The organism is Enterobacter wuhouensis (assembly GCF_004331265.1).
Classification (GTDB): Bacteria; Pseudomonadota; Gammaproteobacteria; order Enterobacterales; family Enterobacteriaceae; genus Enterobacter; species Enterobacter wuhouensis.
In genome coordinates this window covers 37,903-55,784 of sequence record NZ_SJOO01000006.1, presented here as the reverse complement: position 1 = coordinate 55,784, position 17,882 = coordinate 37,903, and the positions used below count along the sequence as shown (strand labels likewise).

At 56.7% G+C, this 17,882-nt stretch carries 16 protein-coding genes and 1 pseudogene; 11 read left to right on the top strand and 6 right to left on the bottom strand.

Annotated elements, in window-relative coordinates; genetic code table 11:
- Positions 1-66 precede the first annotated feature (66 nt).
- Positions 67-1,092 (bottom strand): zinc-dependent alcohol dehydrogenase family protein, encoded by a 1,026-nt coding sequence (locus E0L20_RS14530; RefSeq protein ID WP_131634558.1) that lies wholly within the window; start codon positions 1,090-1,092, stop codon positions 67-69.
- A 110-nt stretch (positions 1,093-1,202) separates the two neighbouring features.
- On the opposite strand from E0L20_RS14530, the gene E0L20_RS14525 reads away from it, so the two are divergent.
- A complete protein-coding gene (locus E0L20_RS14525) occupies positions 1,203-2,138 on the top strand; it encodes a LysR family transcriptional regulator (RefSeq protein ID WP_131634557.1) in 936 nt (311 codons plus the stop codon).
- Positions 2,139-2,172: 34 nt separating this feature from the next.
- Here E0L20_RS14525 and gyrB read toward each other — a convergent pair whose 3' ends face one another.
- The 4 genes from gyrB to dnaA are packed head-to-tail and all read right to left on the bottom strand — an operon-like array spanning position 2,173 to position 8,185.
- Positions 2,173-4,584 carry a DNA topoisomerase (ATP-hydrolyzing) subunit B gene (gene gyrB / locus E0L20_RS14520; RefSeq protein WP_131634556.1) on the bottom strand — a complete coding sequence of 804 codons (2,412 nt, stop codon included), beginning with the start codon at positions 4,582-4,584 and terminating at the stop codon, positions 2,173-2,175.
- A gap of 28 nt (positions 4,585-4,612) precedes the next feature.
- Positions 4,613-5,686, bottom strand: a complete 1,074-nt coding sequence (recF, locus tag E0L20_RS14515; RefSeq protein ID WP_131634555.1) for a DNA replication/repair protein RecF — start codon at positions 5,684-5,686, stop codon at positions 4,613-4,615.
- Positions 5,686-6,786: a DNA polymerase III subunit beta gene (gene dnaN, locus E0L20_RS14510; RefSeq protein ID WP_131634554.1), complete on the bottom strand. Its 1,101-nt coding sequence runs from the start codon at positions 6,784-6,786 to the stop codon at positions 5,686-5,688. Before dnaN ends, recF begins: the two co-directional genes overlap by 1 nt.
- A gap of 4 nt (positions 6,787-6,790) precedes the next feature.
- A complete protein-coding gene (gene dnaA, locus E0L20_RS14505; protein WP_039267117.1) occupies positions 6,791-8,185 on the bottom strand; it encodes a chromosomal replication initiator protein DnaA in 1,395 nt (464 codons plus the stop codon).
- 322 nt (positions 8,186-8,507) lie between these two features.
- On the opposite strand from dnaA, the pseudogene E0L20_RS24290 reads away from it, so the two are divergent.
- The 10 genes and pseudogenes from E0L20_RS24290 to E0L20_RS14460 all read left to right on the top strand — a co-directional run.
- Positions 8,508-8,558 (top strand): annotated as a pseudogene (locus tag E0L20_RS24290) (hypothetical protein); the annotation flags it as partial.
- Between the two features lie 228 nt (positions 8,559-8,786).
- A complete protein-coding gene (gene rpmH / locus E0L20_RS14500) occupies positions 8,787-8,927 on the top strand; it encodes a 50S ribosomal protein L34 (RefSeq protein ID WP_000831330.1) in 141 nt (46 codons plus the stop codon).
- Positions 8,928-8,943: 16 nt separating this feature from the next.
- A complete protein-coding gene (gene rnpA, locus E0L20_RS14495; protein ID WP_006808764.1) occupies positions 8,944-9,303 on the top strand; it encodes a ribonuclease P protein component in 360 nt (119 codons plus the stop codon).
- On the top strand, positions 9,267-9,524 hold the full coding sequence (gene yidD, locus E0L20_RS14490) for a membrane protein insertion efficiency factor YidD (RefSeq protein WP_001307474.1): 258 nt from the start codon (positions 9,267-9,269) through the stop codon (positions 9,522-9,524). The genes rnpA and yidD overlap by 37 nt, the downstream gene beginning before the upstream one ends.
- A 2-nt stretch (positions 9,525-9,526) precedes the next feature.
- Positions 9,527-11,170: a membrane protein insertase YidC gene (gene yidC, locus E0L20_RS14485; RefSeq protein WP_131634553.1), complete on the top strand. Its 1,644-nt coding sequence runs from the start codon at positions 9,527-9,529 to the stop codon at positions 11,168-11,170.
- 72 nt (positions 11,171-11,242) lie between these two features.
- The gene (gene mnmE, locus E0L20_RS14480) at positions 11,243-12,607 is read left to right on the top strand and encodes a tRNA uridine-5-carboxymethylaminomethyl(34) synthesis GTPase MnmE (RefSeq protein WP_131634552.1); all 1,365 of its coding nucleotides are present in this window, start codon (positions 11,243-11,245) and stop codon (positions 12,605-12,607) included.
- Between the two features lie 111 nt (positions 12,608-12,718).
- The gene (locus tag E0L20_RS14475) at positions 12,719-13,888 is read left to right on the top strand and encodes an MFS transporter (RefSeq protein WP_131634551.1); all 1,170 of its coding nucleotides are present in this window, start codon (positions 12,719-12,721) and stop codon (positions 13,886-13,888) included.
- A complete protein-coding gene (gene yidZ / locus E0L20_RS14470; protein ID WP_131634550.1) occupies positions 13,863-14,834 on the top strand; it encodes an HTH-type transcriptional regulator YidZ in 972 nt (323 codons plus the stop codon). The genes E0L20_RS14475 and yidZ overlap by 26 nt, the downstream gene beginning before the upstream one ends.
- Before the next feature lie 122 nt (positions 14,835-14,956).
- Positions 14,957-15,703, top strand: a complete 747-nt coding sequence (locus E0L20_RS14465; RefSeq protein WP_131634549.1) for a 4'-phosphopantetheinyl transferase family protein — start codon at positions 14,957-14,959, stop codon at positions 15,701-15,703.
- 36 nt (positions 15,704-15,739) lie between these two features.
- Positions 15,740-16,306 carry an NADPH-dependent FMN reductase gene (locus tag E0L20_RS14460; RefSeq protein WP_131634548.1) on the top strand — a complete coding sequence of 189 codons (567 nt, stop codon included), beginning with the start codon at positions 15,740-15,742 and terminating at the stop codon, positions 16,304-16,306.
- 91 nt (positions 16,307-16,397) lie between these two features.
- On the opposite strand, the gene adeP is transcribed toward E0L20_RS14460, so the two are convergent.
- Positions 16,398-17,735 carry an adenine permease AdeP gene (adeP, locus tag E0L20_RS14455; protein WP_165500721.1) on the bottom strand — a complete coding sequence of 446 codons (1,338 nt, stop codon included), beginning with the start codon at positions 17,733-17,735 and terminating at the stop codon, positions 16,398-16,400.
- Positions 17,736-17,882 lie beyond the last annotated feature (147 nt).

Here is a 17,882-nt window from a genome sequence, read left to right as displayed (position 1 = left end):
CACAAAAATAGAGCTACATTGCGCAACGGAAACACCCCTTTTACGCTTATCCCGGGGGACGACGACTTACTCGCGAGTAAGCACGATTTTACCGAACGCACCGCGATCGAGGTGTTCAAACGCCTGTTCAAGCTCGTTAAAACGATAGCGATGTTCGATCACAGGTTTCAGTCCGGTCACGTCCACGGCGCGGACAAAATCTTCCAGCGCCCGGCGGTGACCTACGCCAATCCCCTGAATGACGGGGGATTTCAGCAGCAGTTCGCCAGCAGAGAGCGTAATCTCCGTCCCGGCCAGCACGCCAATGACGGAGATACGTCCGTGAACGGCAACGGCGCGCAGGGAATGCTTCAGGTTCTCTCCCCCAACGGTTTCGATAATATGGTCGATGCCGCGATCCTGCGTGAGCGCCAGCGTATTTTCAGCCCAGTCGCCCTTCAGACGGTTGATGCCCTGATTAGCCCCCAGTGTTTTTGCCTGCGCCAGTTTTTCATCGCTTCCCGAGGTGACAAACACCTCTGCGCCGTGCGCTTTTGCGATTTGCAAAGCAAAGAGCGCCACGCCGCCCGTGCCCTGCACCAGCACCGATTGCCCGGCGCGCAGCTGGCCGCGTTCCACCAGCGCAAACCAGGCGGTAAGCCCTGCGCAGGGTAAAGTGCTGGCCTCGGCGTCATCCAGGGTCTCCGGGGAGGCCACCAGCGCGTCTTCCTTCACAATCACATACTCGGCCAGCATTCCCTGGAAGTATCCGCCGGACGTTTTATAGGGCAGATTGCGCGCGTCCGCCTGCGGCTTACTGTCAAGCCACTCAGGGAAGAAGGTTGAGATGACCCGCGCGCCGGGTTTGAAGCGCGTAACGCCTTCACCCATGCTGTCCACCACGCCCGCCATGTCGGACGCCGGGGTAAACGGGAAGGAAAGCGGGATCGGCATCGTGCCTTCAACAACCATTTTATCGCGATAGTTAAGCGCAACGGCATTCACCCGTACGCGCACTTCACCCGGGCCTGGCTGTGGAACAGGTTCCTTAATGAGCTTGAGGTTCTCGCGCCCGAGGGCGTCCATGGACCAGCGTTGCATTGTCTCTGTCATATTATTTCTCCTGCCATCAGATGAGCTTTAGTCCTGACAGTCTACCGTTGACTAAAGGTCGCCAGTGGCGATAAGTTTTCTCTTTATTGACGCCCAAATAGATACAATCCATGACCGATACGCTGAAGGATATTCCTGTTTTTGTGGCCGCCGTTGAGGCGGGAAGTTTCGCGCAGGCCGCGATTCGCCTGCATTTGTCACGTTCGGCGGTAGGAAAAAGCATTGCCCGCCTTGAGGAGCGGCTGGGGGTTCGTCTTTTTCAACGCACCACCCGCAGCCAGAGTCTGACCGATAACGGCGCCCTTTTTTATGAACGCTGCCTGCGCGCGCTGGAGGAGATTAGGGGTGCGGAATCGCTGCTTGAAACAGGAAAGCAGCAGGTCACTGGCCGCCTGCGCGTTGCCATGCCGGTGCTGTTTGGTCGCCAGTGCGTCGCTCCGCTGCTGATCGCGCTGGCGCAGGAACACCCCGGGCTTGAGCTTGAAATGTCATTCAGCGACCGCGTGGTGGATCTGGTGGAGGAAGGGTTTGATATGGCGGTGCGTAACGGCACGCTTCAGGACAGCAGCGTGCTGGTCGCCAGAAAGCTGGGAGAACACCGCATGGTGCTGTGCGCCGCGCCGGAGTATCTGCAGAAGAAAGGCCAGCCACAAAGCGTTAATGATTTACCCCAGCATACGGCCATTAACTATTTGAGCGCAGGCAGAGTGTTGTCCTGGCAGCTGATGGATAACGAAGGAACATCGCGCACCTTTACGCCCCGATCGTCGCTCAATATGGATGATTTGCAGGCGATCTGCGACGCTGCGCTGGCCGGACACGGCATTGCATGGCTGCCCTGCTGGATGGTCGTCAAAGATATTCACCAAGGTAAACTCGTCCCGCTCCTGAAGCAGGCACCGGATGTGCATTTCAACGTTCACGCCGTGTGGCAGCAGACGCCGCATCTGCCGCTGAGGGTAAGAATTGCGATAGATACGCTGGCGAGCCGTTTGCCGTCCGTGATGTCGCTGGATATGCCTGCGCCCACAAAAAAGCCGCGCTAAAAGCGCGGCCAGTTATCGTGCGGTATACCGACGATTAGATATCGATATTCGCCGCTTTCAGGGCGTTTTCTTCGATAAAGGCGCGACGAGGTTCAACCGCATCACCCATCAGGGTGGTGAACAGCTGATCCGCAGCAATCGCGTCTTTAACGGTGACGCGCAGCATGCGGCGGCTTTCCGGGTCCATGGTGGTTTCCCACAGCTGTTCCGGGTTCATTTCGCCCAGACCTTTATAGCGCTGAATTGCGAGGCCACGGCGGGACTCTTTCACCAGCCATTCCAGCGCCTGCTCGAAGCTGGCTACCGGCTGACGGCGTTCGCCACGTTCGATGAACGCATCGTCTTCAATCAGCCCGCGCAGCTTCTCGCCGAGCGTGCAGATACGGCGGTATTCCGGACCGGTCACAAACTCGTGTTCCAGCGGGTAGTCGGTATCCACGCCGTGGGTACGCACGCGAATAATAGGCTCGAACTGCTTATCGGCGTTCTGCTGGATATCGCATTTCCACATGCTGCCGTGCTGCTCTTTCTCGTTCAGATCGGTCACCAGGGCATTCACCCAGCGGGTCACGGTCTGCTCGTCGCTCAGATCGGCTTCGGTCAGCGTTGGCTGGTAAATCAGCTCTTTCAGCAGCGTTTTCGGATAACGACGCTCCATACGCGTGATCATTTTCTGCGTTGCGTTGAACTCGGATACCAGGCGCTCCAGCGGCTCGCCTGCCAGTGCTGGCGCATGGGAGTTCGCGTGCAGGGTCGCACCGTCAAGGGCGATCGCGATTTGGTACTGATCCATCGCTTCGTCGTCTTTGATGTACTGTTCCTGCTTGCCTTTCTTCACCTTGTACAGCGGCGGCTGTGCAATGTAGACGTGGCCACGCTCAACGATTTCAGGCATCTGACGATAGAAGAAGGTCAACAGCAGCGTACGGATGTGCGAGCCGTCGACGTCCGCATCGGTCATGATGATGATGCTGTGATAGCGCAGCTTGTCCGGGTTGTACTCGTCGCGGCCAATGCCGCAGCCCAGCGCAGTGATCAGCGTCGCCACTTCCTGAGAAGAGAGCATCTTGTCAAAACGGGCTTTCTCAACGTTGAGGATTTTACCCTTCAGCGGCAGAATCGCCTGGTTCTTACGGTTACGGCCCTGCTTCGCAGAACCGCCCGCTGAGTCCCCTTCCACGAGGTACAGTTCGGACAGCGCCGGGTCGCGTTCCTGGCAGTCAGCCAGCTTGCCCGGCAGGCCTGCTAAGTCCAGCGCGCCTTTACGACGGGTCATCTCACGGGCTTTACGCGCCGCTTCACGGGCACGCGCCGCATCAATAATTTTGCCCACCACGATTTTCGCGTCGGACGGGTTTTCCAGCAGGTATTCGCTCAGCAGTTCGTTCATCTGCTGCTCAACCGCCGATTTCACCTCGGAAGAGACCAGCTTGTCTTTGGTCTGTGAGGAGAACTTCGGATCCGGCACCTTCACGGAGACAACGGCAATCAGGCCTTCACGGGCATCGTCGCCGGTGGCGCTGACTTTCGCTTTTTTGCTGTAGCCTTCTTTGTCCATGTAGGCGTTCAGTGTACGGGTCATCGCCGCACGGAAGCCCGCAAGGTGCGTACCGCCGTCACGCTGTGGAATGTTGTTGGTGAAGCAGTAGATATTTTCCTGGAAACCGTCGTTCCACTGCAGCGCCACTTCCACGCCGATACCGTCTTTTTCGGTGGAGAAGTAGAAAATATTTGGGTGAATTGGCGTTTTGTTCTTGTTCAGATACTCAACGAACGCCTTGATACCGCCTTCATAGTGGAAATGGTCTTCTTTGCCATCACGCTTGTCTTTCAGACGGATAGAGACGCCGGAGTTCAGGAACGACAGTTCACGCAGGCGTTTCGCCAGGATGTCGTACTCGAATTCGGTGACGTTGGTGAAGGTTTCATGGCTCGGCCAGAAACGCACCAGGGTACCGGTTTTGTCGGTATCGCCGGTGACGGCCAGCGGCGCCTGCGGTACGCCGTGGGTGTAAAGCTGGCGGTGAATTTTGCCTTCGCGCTGGATAACCAGCTCCAGCTTCTGCGACAGGGCGTTAACCACGGAAACCCCTACGCCGTGCAGACCGCCGGAAACTTTATAGGAGTTATCATCAAACTTACCGCCTGCGTGCAGAACGGTCATGATCACTTCCGCAGCAGAGACGCCCTCTTCCGGGTGGATACCGGTTGGAATGCCACGGCCATCATCGGTGACGGAGACGGAGTTGTCCGCATGGATGGTCACCACGATGTCTTTACAGTGACCCGCGAGCGCTTCGTCGATAGCGTTATCCACAACCTCGAATACCATGTGGTGCAGACCGGTGCCGTCATCGGTATCACCGATATACATACCTGGGCGCTTACGCACCGCATCCAGCCCTTTCAGGACTTTGATACTGGAGGAGTCATAAGAATTCGACATCAACGTTTCTCGCTCATTTAAACTTGGGTTAATCCGTTATTTTACCCTTTTCCACGTTAAACATCTTCGAATTTTCGTCCGACATGTCCATAACGTGTTCAGCGCTAATCGCGCTGACGAAAACCTGCGACTGCGTGGCTTTGAGGCGGCTGGCAAGCAGCCCGCGCCGCGCGTCGTCGAGTTCCGAGGCAAAATCATCTATCAGATACAGGCAGCGTCGTCCGCTCTCGCGGGTTAAAAACTCCCCCTGCGCCAGGCGCAGCGCGCACATCAGGAGCTTGAGCTGCCCGCGCGACAGCGTGTCTTCTACCGGCGCACCGTCGGCACGAATGCGGAAATCCGCCTTGTGCGGGCCGTGTGCGGTGTAGGTCAACATGCGGTCGCGCTCGAAGCTTCTCTCTAATACCTCGGCATAATCCGTCTCTTTCTCCCAGCCGCGCTGGAAGGAGAAGGTGAGAGAGAATTCGGGTAAAAACTGTTTGCAGGTGTCGGCCATGTCTTCGGCGATACCCGCGCTGTATTCGGCACGCCAGCGGCTGATTTGTTCCGCGAGAGGGATTAATTCCATATCCCACGGACGCAGCTGGGCGTAACGGGTGACCTGACGCAGCGCCGCGTTACGCTGCTTGAGCAGACGCTTCAGGTTGCTCCAGGCGTTAAAGAAACCGGCTTCGTTGTGAAAGCATCCCCAGTCGAGGAAGGCTCTTCTGTATTTGGGGCCGCCGTTGAGTAAAGTAAACCCCTCCGGCGTGATCAGCTGCATCGGCATTAACAGCGCCAGCTCCGCCACCTTGTGGCCATCGGTGCCGTCGATGCGCACCTTGCTGTCGCCCAGCTTGTCTTTGGTCAGGCCGATGGCGGTTTCGCGATCCGCCCCCTGCAAACGTCCGTGCAGAACAAAGGATTCCTGCTCGTGGCGAATGACGCGACCAATCTGCAAACTGCGAAACGCCCGACCGTGGCCGAGCGTATAAATGGCTTCCAGCACGCTGGTTTTTCCGCTGCCGTTGGCGCCAACCAGGAAATTAAAGCCGGGAGATAAAGCGAGATCCGCGCTTTCGATGTTGCGAAAGTCGCGGATCAACAGACGGGTGAGCGACATTACAGTCTCATTGGCATGACAACATAAGCCGCGCTTTGGCTGGCCGCATCTTCAATCTGTACGCTTGAAACGGAGTCGGTCAGCAGAATGCGCACGTTCTCGCATTTCAGTGCATTCAGCACATCCAGCACGTAGCTGACGTTAAAGCCGATTTCCATCTCGGTTCCGGCGTAGGTGACGTCCAGAATTTCTTCTGCCTCTTCCTGCTCCGGGTTATTGGCGGTGATTTTGATCTGGTTTTCGCTTACGTACAGACGCACGCCGCGGAATTTCTCGTTAGAGAGAATGGCCGCACGGGCAAAGGCCTGCTTGAGGCTGTCGCAACCTGCTTCCAGCGTTTTGTCCGGGTTCTTCGGCAATACGCGGCGATAATCAGGGAAACGACCGTCAACCAGCTTGGACGTGAAGACAAAATCACCCACGTGGGCGCGGATGTTGTTGCTGCCAATCTGCACGCGCAGCGGCGTATCGCCACCGTCGAGCATACGCATCAGCTCAATCACACCTTTACGCGGCACGATCACCGAATGGTTTGGCAGGGAGTCGCCAATCGGCATAGAACAGACCGCCAGACGGTGGCCGTCGGTCGCTACGGTACGCAGCTCTTCACCTTCGGTTTCGAACAGCATGCCGTTTAAGTAGTAACGAACGTCCTGATGCGCCATGGAGAACTGCGTGGCCTCAATCAGACGCTTCATCGTCGCCTGCGGCAGGGTGAATTCAACTTCGCTCTGCCAGTCATCCAGATTCGGGAAGTCGGCGGCGGGCAGCGTGGAGAGGGAGAAACGGCTGCGCCCGGAGCGCACCAGCATGCGGTCGCCCTCCAGCTGCACGGCGATTTCAGCGCCTTCCGGCAGCCCACGGCAAATATCAAAGAATTTACGTGCCGGAACCGTGGTCGCGCCCGCGTCGTGCGGCTGAGTCAGCGTAACGCGCGCAATCATTTCCATTTCCAGATCCGTGCCGGTCAGCGACAGCGTACCGTCAGCGACCTTAAGCAGCAGGTTTCCGAGAATAGGCAGCGTTGGGCGGCCACCTAATGGGCCACTCACCTGTTGCAGCGGTTTTAATAAATGTTCACGTTCAACGGTAAATTTCATAGCGTCACGATGATAGGGTTCTGATTAAATTGGAAAAGTCTTCTTTAATGTCGTGGCTTTCTTCGCGCAACTGCTCGATCTTGCGACAGGCGTGCAGCACGGTCGTATGGTCACGGCCACCAAACGCATCGCCGATTTCCGGCAGACTGTGGTTGGTCAACTCCTTTGCCAGCGCCATCGCCATCTGACGCGGACGCGCCACCGAGCGGGAACGACGTTTAGACAGCAAATCTGCCACTTTGATTTTGTAGTACTCAGCCACCGTCTTCTGAATATTGTCGATGGTGACCAGTTTTTCCTGCAGTGCCAACAAATCTCGCAGAGCTTCGCGTACAAAATCGATGGTGATCGCACGGCCGGTAAAGTTGGCATTGGCGATAACGCGGTTCAGCGCCCCTTCCAGCTCGCGCACGTTGGAGCGCAGACGCTTGGCAATAAAGAACGCCACTTCACCCGGCAGGCGGATGTCGTTTTCGTCGGCTTTCTTCATCAGGATCGCAACGCGGGTTTCCAGCTCCGGTGGCTCGATCGCCACGGTCAGGCCCCAGCCGAAGCGGGATTTCAGACGATCTTCAACGCCGTTGATCTCTTTTGGATAACGATCCGAGGTCAAAATGATCTGCTGATTGCCTTCCAGCAGGGCATTGAAGGTGTGGAAAAACTCTTCCTGCGATCGTTCTTTATTGGCAAAGAACTGGATGTCATCGATCAGCAGGGCGTCAACGGAACGATAGTAGCGTTTAAACTCTTCGATCGCATTGTTTTGCAGGGCTTTTACCATGTCCTGAACGAAGCGCTCGGAGTGCATATACACCACTTTCGCATTGGGCTTGCGCGCCATAATGCCGTTACCCACCGCATGCAGCAGGTGCGTTTTACCCAGACCCGTGCCGCCATAAAGGAACAGCGGGTTATAGGCACCGCCGGGGTTATCCGCAACCTGGCGAGCCGCCGCGCGCGCCAGCTGGTTCGACTTACCTTCAACGAAGTTATCGAAGGTGTGCTTAACGTTAACGTTGGAGCGATAGGTTGGCTCAGCGGGCGCAGGGACGTTATCCCAGCCCTGACGAGCAGGTGCGACGCGAGGGGCCGGAACAGGTGCAGCCTGAGCTGGCGCGGCTACGTTTACGGTTTCACGTACGGTTTGGGTGACCGGCTTTGTGCCCACTTCAAAGCGCAGCTGTGGGGCATCTGACCCGCAGAAATCGTTCAGCAGTCCATTGATATTATTAAGGTACTTGTCCCTTACCCAATCGAGCACAAAACGGTTTGGCGCATACAAAGCCAGCGTGTTATCGCTCAGTTCCGCCTGCAACGGGCGGATCCACATACTGAATTCTGTGGCTGGTAACTCATCCTGCAATCGGGCAAGACACTGCTGCCAAAGCGAAAGTGACACGGCGGACTCCACTCGAACAATAAAAGAAAACTATTGAATATTCATGATTGTTGGCGCACATCGACATGACCCTGTGCAAAAGGGGGATGTGCGAATTGCTATCTGCAATTTAATCCTGACCAGGATCCTGGGATCCCGATCGGGACCGCGGATCATAGCCTAAACTGAGCCAGAGATCTTCTGTTTCTCACAGATTCTTCCCGATTTATCCACAGGAAGATCCGAAACCGGGTAAGTGTAAACGATCCTGACGCGAGTGCCCCACGATTTAGCCCGCATATTGGAAAAATTAATGAGCACAGACAATTTATTGCTTAAATGATCTAACGAAGATCCGGGACGATCCTTGCGCTTTGTTGGGGAGCCCGTATAATCCTCGACCCGGCGCGTGATGCTCATCTTCCTGCGTCGTCCGTTGCTCATTTTCCACGCGAAATCGTGCGGAAATACGCGGGAAATAAGGAAAGAGAATTGACTCTGGAGTGTACAATTATTACAATCCGGCCTCTTTAATCACCCACGCTGAGGCGTTAGTCGTTCGAAACTCGTTCGGGTATACGCAAAAGTCAGTGAATTTATTCAAGTTTAGGTAGAAATCGCCATGAAACGCACTTTTCAACCGTCTGTACTGAAGCGCAACCGTTCTCACGGCTTCCGTGCTCGTATGGCTACTAAAAATGGTCGTCAGGTTCTGGCACGTCGTCGTGCTAAAGGCCGCGCTCGTCTGACCGTTTCCAAGTAATAAAGCTAACCCCTGAGTGGTTAAGCTAGCATTTCCCAGGGAGTTACGTTTGTTAACTCCCACTCATTTCACTTTCGTCTTCCAGCAGCCACTACGGGCTGGCACGCCGCAAATCACCATCCTCGGCCGCCAAAATTCGCTGGGGCATCCCCGCATCGGTCTCACAGTCGCCAAGAAAAATGTTAAGCGTGCGCATGAACGCAATCGGATTAAACGTCTGACGCGTGAAAGCTTCCGTTTACGTCAGCACGAACTGCCTTCAATGGATTTCGTGGTGGTGGCGAAGAAAGGGGTTGCCGACCTCGATAACCGTGCTCTCTCGGAAGCGTTGGAAAAATTATGGCGCCGCCACTGTCGCCTGGCTCGCGGGTCCTGATAGCCCTCATTAGGGTCTATCAACGCCTGATTAGTCCGCTACTCGGGCCACATTGCCGTTTCACGCCAACATGCTCAAGCTACGGAATTGAGGCATTGCGCAGGTTTGGAGTGATAAAAGGCAGTTGGTTGACGGTGAAACGCGTATTAAAATGCCACCCTTTACACCCAGGTGGAGACGACCCCGTCCCTCCAGGACCCTTTGATACCAGAGAACACTAACGATGGATTCGCAACGCAATCTTCTTATCATCGCTTTGTTGTTCGTGTCTTTCATGATCTGGCAGGCATGGGAGCAGGATAAAAATCCTCAACCCCAGCAGCAGACCACGCAGACCACGACCACCGCAGCGGGTAGCGCCGCCGACCAGGGCGTACCGGCCAGTGGCCAGGGGAAACAGATTACGGTTAAGACCGATGTGCTTGAGCTGACTATCAACACCCGTGGTGGTGATGTTGAGCAGGCGCTGCTGTTGACCTACCCGAAAGAGCTGAAGTCTACCGAACCGTTCCAGTTACTGGAAACCACACCTGAGTTCCTGTATCAGGCTCAGAGCGGCCTGACCGGTCGTGATGGCCCGGATAACCCGGCTAACGGTGCGCGTCCGCTGTATAACGTCGAGAGTGATACCTTTGTACTGGCCGATGGTCAGAACGAACTCGCTATCCCGATGACGTACACCGACGCGGCAGGCAACACCTTCACCAAAACCTTCACCCTGAAACGCGGTGAATATGCGGTGAACGTGGGCTATAGCGTACAGAACGCCGGTGAGAAACCGCTGGAAATCTCTACCTTTGGTCAGCTGAAGCAGTCCATCAATCTGCCGTCTCACCGTGACACCGGAAGCAGCAACTTTGCGCTGCATACCTTCCGCGGCGCGGCGTACTCCACGCCAGACGCGAAGTATGAGAAATACAAATTCGACACCATTGCCGATAACGAAAACCTGAACGTCAGCGCTAAAGGCGGCTGGGTGGCAATGCTGCAGCAGTATTTCGCAACAGCATGGGTGCCAAATAACGACGGTACCAACAACTTCTACACCGCGAACCTCGGCAACGGTATTGCAGCCATCGGCTACAAATCTCAGCCGGTTCTGGTGCAGCCGGGTCAAACCGGCAAGCTGGCAAGCACCCTGTGGGTCGGCCCGGAAATCCAGGATAAAATGGCTGCCGTTGCGCCGCACCTGGACCTGACCGTCGATTACGGTTGGTTGTGGTTCATCTCTCAGCCGCTGTTTAAGCTGCTGAAGTTCATCCACAGCTTCCTGGGTAACTGGGGCTTCTCCATCATCGTTATCACCTTCATCGTTCGTGGCATCATGTACCCGCTGACTAAAGCGCAGTACACCTCCATGGCGAAGATGCGTATGCTGCAGCCGAAGATTGCGGCGATGCGTGAGCGTCTGGGCGATGACAAACAGCGTCAGAGCCAGGAAATGATGGCCCTGTATAAAGCAGAGAAAGTAAACCCACTGGGTGGTTGCTTCCCGCTGCTGATTCAGATGCCAATCTTCCTTGCGCTGTACTACATGCTGATGGGCTCCGTTGAGCTGCGCCACGCGCCGTTCGCACTGTGGATCCATGACCTGTCCGCACAGGACCCGTACTACATCCTGCCGATCCTGATGGGCGTGACGATGTTCTTCATCCAGAAGATGTCGCCAACCACCGTGACCGACCCGATGCAGCAGAAGATCATGACCTTCATGCCGGTCATCTTCACCGTGTTCTTCCTGTGGTTCCCGTCAGGTCTGGTGCTGTACTATATCGTCAGCAACCTGGTGACCATCATCCAGCAGCAGCTGATTTACCGTGGTCTGGAAAAACGTGGCCTGCATAGCCGCGAAAAGAAAAAGTCCTGATTCGGTAGGTTAACGCTAAAATAAGGGCGGTCGATTGACCGCCTTTTTTATTTGTATTGAACGAGACCAACCATGAGCCATAACGACACTATCGTCGCCCAGGCAACCCCACCGGGACGCGGTGGTGTAGGCATTCTGCGCATCTCCGGCCTGAAGGCGCGCGAGGTGGCTGAAGCGGTGCTGGGTAAACTGCCAAAGCCGCGCTACGCTGATTATCTGCCGTTTAAGGACAGCGACGGCACCCCGCTGGATCAGGGCATTGCGCTGTGGTTCCCCGGCCCGAACTCCTTTACCGGCGAAGACGTGCTGGAGCTGCAGGGCCACGGCGGCCCGGTTATCCTCGACCTGCTGTTAAAACGTATTCTGACCCTGCCAGGCCTGCGCATTGCGAAGCCGGGCGAGTTCTCCGAACGTGCCTTCCTCAACGACAAGCTCGACCTGGCGCAGGCCGAGGCGATTGCAGACCTGATCGACGCCAGTTCCGAACAGGCGGCCCGCTCCGCGCTTAACTCGCTGCAGGGCGCATTCTCCGCCCGCGTAAATCACCTTGTGGAAGCACTTACTCACCTCAGGATCTACGTGGAAGCGGCTATCGACTTCCCGGACGAGGAGATCGACTTCCTCTCTGACGGCAAAATCGAAGCGCAGCTCAACCAGGTGATGAACGATCTCGACGCCGTCCGTGCCGAAGCGCGCCAGGGAAGCCTGCTGCGTGAAGGGATGAAGGTCGTCATTGCTGGTCGCCCTAACGCCGGAAAATCGAGCCTGCTGAACGCCCTGGCGGGCCGTGAAGCGGCAATCGTGACGGATATCGCCGGCACCACCCGCGACGTCCTGCGCGAGCATATCCACATCGACGGGATGCCGCTGCATATCATCGACACCGCCGGCCTGCGCGATGCCAGCGACGAGGTTGAGCGCATCGGTATCGAACGCGCCTGGCAGGAGATCGAGCAGGCCGACCGCGTGCTGTTTATGGTAGACGGCACCACGACCGACGCCGTGGACCCGGCGGACATCTGGCCAGACTTTATCGCCCGTCTTCCGGCGAAACTGCCAATCACCGTGGTGCGTAACAAAGCGGACGTTACCGGCGAAACGTTAGGCATCAGCGATGTGAACGGTCACTCACTGATTCGCCTGTCGGCGCGTACCGGTGAAGGCGTTGACGATCTGCGCAACCATCTCAAGCAAAGCATGGGCTTTGACACCAGCATGGAAGGTGGATTCCTGGCGCGTCGTCGTCACCTGCAGGCGCTGGAAGAGGCGGCAAACCACCTTGTTCAGGGCAAAGCGCAGCTGATCGGCGCGTGGGCGGGCGAGCTGCTGGCGGAAGAGCTGCGCCTGGCGCAGCAGAACCTGAGCGAGATCACCGGGGAGTTTACGTCGGACGATCTGCTGGGAAGGATTTTCTCCAGCTTCTGTATTGGTAAGTAATTCCCGCTAATCCAGGGTGATTTCCTGCCAGGAAATCACCTTTGTCCAAATGGCAACTCGCCTTATCGCTATCCACCCCCTATTCTGCATGCCTGCATCTATGGGGGATTTATGGTTCGTTTTTTGTTTTGTAGTTTTGCGCTGGTACTGCTGTATCCGTCCGGCATTGATATGTATCTGGTGGGACTTCCCCACATCGCCCGCGACCTGGGTGCCAGCGAAGCGCAGCTGCATATCGCGTTTTCTGCCTACCTCGCGGGGATGGCCTCGTCGATGGTATTTGCCGGGAAGATCGCGGATAAAGCGGGCCGTCAGCCTGTCGCTATTACAGGTGCCATCGTGTTCGCACTGGCTTCCGTGCTCTGTTCCCTGGCACATGACAGCACGCTGTTCCTGTCCGGACGCTTTATTCAGGGCATTGGTGCCGGTGGCTGCTACGTGGTGGCGTTTGCGATTTTGCGCGATACCTTGAGTGCCCAGCGACGCGCCAAAGTGCTCTCAATGCTCAACGGTATTACCTGCATCATCCCGGTGCTGGCCCCGGTCGTAGGCTACCTGATCATGCTGAAATTCCCGTGGCAGAGCCTCTTCTGGACCATGGCAGCCATGGGCGCGCTGGTCTTTGTTCTGTCCATCACCGTGCTGAAAGAGACCCATCCGGGTTCGCAGAGTGCGGGACACGCCGCAACGATTCACCCCGCCGAAAAGCTTCTTAACCGCTTTTTCCTCAGCCGTCTGGCCGTGACCACGCTGAGCGTGGCGGTGATCCTGACCTATGTAAACGTTTCCCCTGTGTTGCTGATGGAGACGATGGGCTTCGATCGCGGCGAGTATTCCACCGTAATGGCGCTAACCGCGATGGTGAGCATGGCCGTCTCGTTCTCCACGCCGTTTGCGCTGAATATCTTTAGCCAGCGCACGCTGATGTTGACGTCACAGGTGCTGTTCCTCACCGCAGGGGTGACTCTGGCAACAGCCAGTTCGCACGCGGTGATGCTGGTGGGAATAACCCTTATCTGCGCCGGGTTCTCCGTCGGTTTTGGCGTGGCGATGAGCCAGGCGCTCGGCCCGTTCTCGCTGAAAGCCGGAGTGGCCAGCTCCGTTCTGGGCATCGCGCAGGTCTGCGGGTCGTCGCTGTGGATTTGGCTGGCCGCCGTTATTGGCCTGAACGCGCTGAATATGCTGATCGGGGTTCTGATTGGCTGTAGCATACTGTGCATTATCTTACTTATGGCCATCCAGCCCGCGGCGAAATATGAAGAAGCCCATCAGCAGCCTTGATCTTAACCTGTTGCTTTGTCTGCAGCTTTTGCTGCAGGAACGCAGCGTCACTAAAGCCGCAAAGCGAATGAACGTGACGCCGTCTGCGGTGAGTAAATCGCTGGCAAAGCTGCGCGACTGGTTCGACGATCCGCTGTTTGTGAAAACGCCGTTAGGGCTGCTGCCTACCCCGTTAACGGTAAGCCTGGAACAGGACCTGGCGGACTGGATGCAGATTGGCAATCAGATCCTCGACAAATTCCACCACGACTCCCCCGGCGGCCTGACGTTCGTGCTGGCCGCCGAAACGCCGCTGATGCTGATCCGCTTCAATAGCCTGCTGGAGCAGGTGAACCAGCGCTATCCGCAGGCGACGGTGAAGATGCGCCACTGGGATTATGATTCCCTGGACGCCATTACGCGTGGCGAGGTGGATCTTGGCTTCACCGGGCGCGAAACGCATCCGCGCTCCCGTGAGCTGTTGAAGCTCATGCCGTGGTTTATTGATTACGAGATCCTGTTTAGCGACCGTCCGTGCGTGTATCTTCGTGAAGATCACCCGGCGCTTCAGGAAGAGTGGGATCTGGAGACGTTTCTGCGCTACCCGCATATCAGCATCTTCTGGGAGCGCAGCGACACGTGGGCGCTCGACGAAGTGCTGAAAGAGATGGGGCGTGAACGCAATATCGCCATGAGTCTGCCCGGCTTTGAGCAGTCGATGTTTATGGCGGCACAGCCGGGGCATAATTACATCGCCACCGCGCCGCACTACTGCCATCACTACAATCAGCTCCACCAGCGCAAGCTGATCGCGCTCCCCATTCCCTTCGATGAGGCGCAGGCTGAAAAGCTGACCGTGCCCTTCACCATGATCTGGCATAAACGGAACAGCCATAACCCCAAAATTCTCTGGTTGCGTGAGACAATCAAAGCGCTGTACGCCGCTCCAGGTCCTGTTTTTGCCTAAGAAAATGTAAAGTTCGGTCCTAAGTCTTCTCTTACCTCCATTTACTGATTAAAACAGGAGTCAAGTTAAGCGATAATCATGTAACCGTTTAACCGATTACGACCATTATCAAGGAGCGAAAAATGGCTACGCACTTTGCAAGAGGGACTCTTACAGAAGGACGCCTCGTATCGGCAAGAATTTCTTCAGCATGTCACAGCGAGGCACTCAAGCTTCCGGAACACCGCCGGTCACGCTTTTTGGCATCACGAGCCCTGCTCGCCGAGCTGCTTTTCATGCTGTACGGCATCAGTGAACTGCCGGACATCATTACTCAACCCGAAGGTCGCCCTGTCTTTGCCGACCCGGAACATCCCCGTTTTTCGATAGCCTACGCGGGTAATATTGTTGGCGTCGCGCTCACCACCGAAGGGGATTGCGGGCTGGATATGGAACTTCAGCGCGCCACCCGCGGCTTCCACGGCGCTAACCCGCACGACGACTATCCGCTCTCCAGCAATGAAAAGCTGTGGGTGCGCAACCAGAACGATCCCATCGAGGCCCGAGCCCAGCTCATCACCCTGCGCCAGAGCATCCGCAAGCTCTGCGGTTGCGCCTCAGACGACGCCAGCCTGCTGCAGCTGCTGCCTGGCTCCGGACGCCTGCGTGCGACCAAAGCCGCGCTGGTCGAAGCGCTCAGCGACGCTGAGGACGTGTTGATCTGGTCTGTTGCGGTGACCCCTGCGATTGAGCGGCTGAGAATCTGGGAATTTGACAGCAAGCACGGATGGCGTAGCCTTCCTGATGTGCCCGAGCGCGCCAACGAGCCCGCCGCGCGCCTGATGCGATTAACCAGTTTACCGGCAGAAAAAGCATTTACCCTTAGCTGATCCGTTCAGGGTCATCATGATGAAACAGGAGTAATCATGTCTGATACGTTGAAAGTTGTTACGTTACTGGGAAGCCTGCGCAAAGGTTCATTTAACGGGATGGTTGCCCGCACGCTGCCGCAGCTGGCACCGGCAGGTATGGAGATTGCCGCGCTGCCGTCCATCGGCGATATTCCGCTTTATGATGCGGATGTGCAGCAGGAAGACGGCTTCCCGCAGAGCGTGGAAGCGCTTGCTGAGCAGATCCGTCAGGCCGACGGCGTGGTTATTGTTACGCCGGAGTACAACTACTCGGTTCCGGGCGGCCTGAAGAACGCCATCGACTGGCTTTCTCGCCTGCCGGAGCAACCGCTCGCGGGCAAGCCGGTGCTGATCCAGACCAGCTCTATGGGGGCCATTGGCGGCGCGCGCTGCCAGTATCACCTGCGCCAGATCCTGGTGTTCCTGGATGCAATGGTGATGAACAAGCCGGAATTTATGGGCGGTGTGATTCAGAACAAGGTCGACCCGCAGACGGGTGAAGTGGTGGATCAGAGCACGCGCGATCATCTGTCTGGCCAGCTGACGGCGTTTGGGGATTATATTAAGCGGGTTAAAGCCTGATAAAAAAGCCCGGTGGCGCTAGCGCTTACCGGGCCTACACTCGTCAGTAGGTCAGGTAAGCGAAGCGCCACCTGACACCACAAACCGCACCTTAGTGCGCGTCAATAAATACAATCTTCATTACAAACAGCAGCGCCACAACGATCACGCACGGGCTGAGTTCGCGGAAGCGGCCGGTACCGATCTTCATCACGCAGTAAGAGATAAAGCCCAGCGCGATACCTTCGGTAATCGAGAAGCTGAACGGCATCATCACCGCGGTAATAAACGCCGGAACGGCTTCCGTTAAATCTTCCCACTTCACGCGCGCCAGGCTGGAGGTCATCAGCACGCCTACGTAGATCAGCGCGCCTGCTGCCGCATACGGTGGAACCATACCCGCCAGCGGAGAGAGGAAGATCACCAGCAGGAACAGAATACCCACGACCACCGCCGTCAGGCCGGTACGGCCGCCCACGGACACGCCGGAAGAAGATTCAATGTACGCGGTAACAGACGAGGTTCCGATAAAAGCACCGGTCACAGAGGAGACGCTATCCACAAACAGCGCCTGCTTCATGCGCGGGAATTTGCCTTTCTCATCCGCCAGACCCGCTTTGTCGGTCACGCCGATCAGCGTACCGGAGGAGTCAAACAGGTTCACCAGCATGAAGGAGAAAATCACGCCCGCCAGACCGAGGTTAAACGACCCAGCCAGATCCACGTGACCAATCACGGTAGAGACGCTCGGTGGCGCGGAGACGATACCGTGGAATTGTACATCGCCCAGCATCCAGCCCAGCAGCGTAGTGACCACGATGGACACTAGCACCGCCGCGTGAATATTGCGGGAGGCCAGAATCGCGATGATAAAGAAGCCCAGCACGCCCAGCAGCACGCTGTGGGAGGTCAGGTTGCCGATGCTCACCAGCGTTTCCGGGTTCGCCACGATCACACCGGCGTTTTTCAAACCCATCATGCCGATGAACAGGCCGATACCGCTGGTGATGCCCACGCGCAGGCTCACCGGGATATTGGCAATCATCCAGTAGCGCACGCGGAAGATGGTCAGAAGCAGCAGGCCAACGGCGCCCCAGAAGATAGCGCCCATGCCAACCTGCCACGGCAGGCCCATCGCCTGAACCACCACGAACGCAAAGAACGCATTCAGACCCATTGCCGGAGCCAGCGCCACAGGCAGATTAGCGAACACGCCCATCAGGATGCTGCCCAGGGCCGCGATCAGACAGGTAGTCACGAAGACGGCGCTGGTATCCATGCCAGCAACGCCCAGAATTTGTGGGTTAACAAAAACGATATACACCATCGTCAGGAAGGTGGTGAAACCGGCAATCACTTCGGTGCGTGCCGTCGTGCCGTGCTCGCGCAGTTTGAACACGCGCTCAAGCAAACCCTGACCAGATGTCTGGGTAGTGTGTTGTTGACTCATCATCAATTTCCGAACAAGGAGGGAAAATTCGTCGCTATCCTATACCAAAATGCGACAATAGTGGCGGTTACGAGATACTTTTTTCATTGATTTTGCTTATACGGCAACGATTGCGTGTCGTTAAACTGCCGTACGTAAACGTTAAAC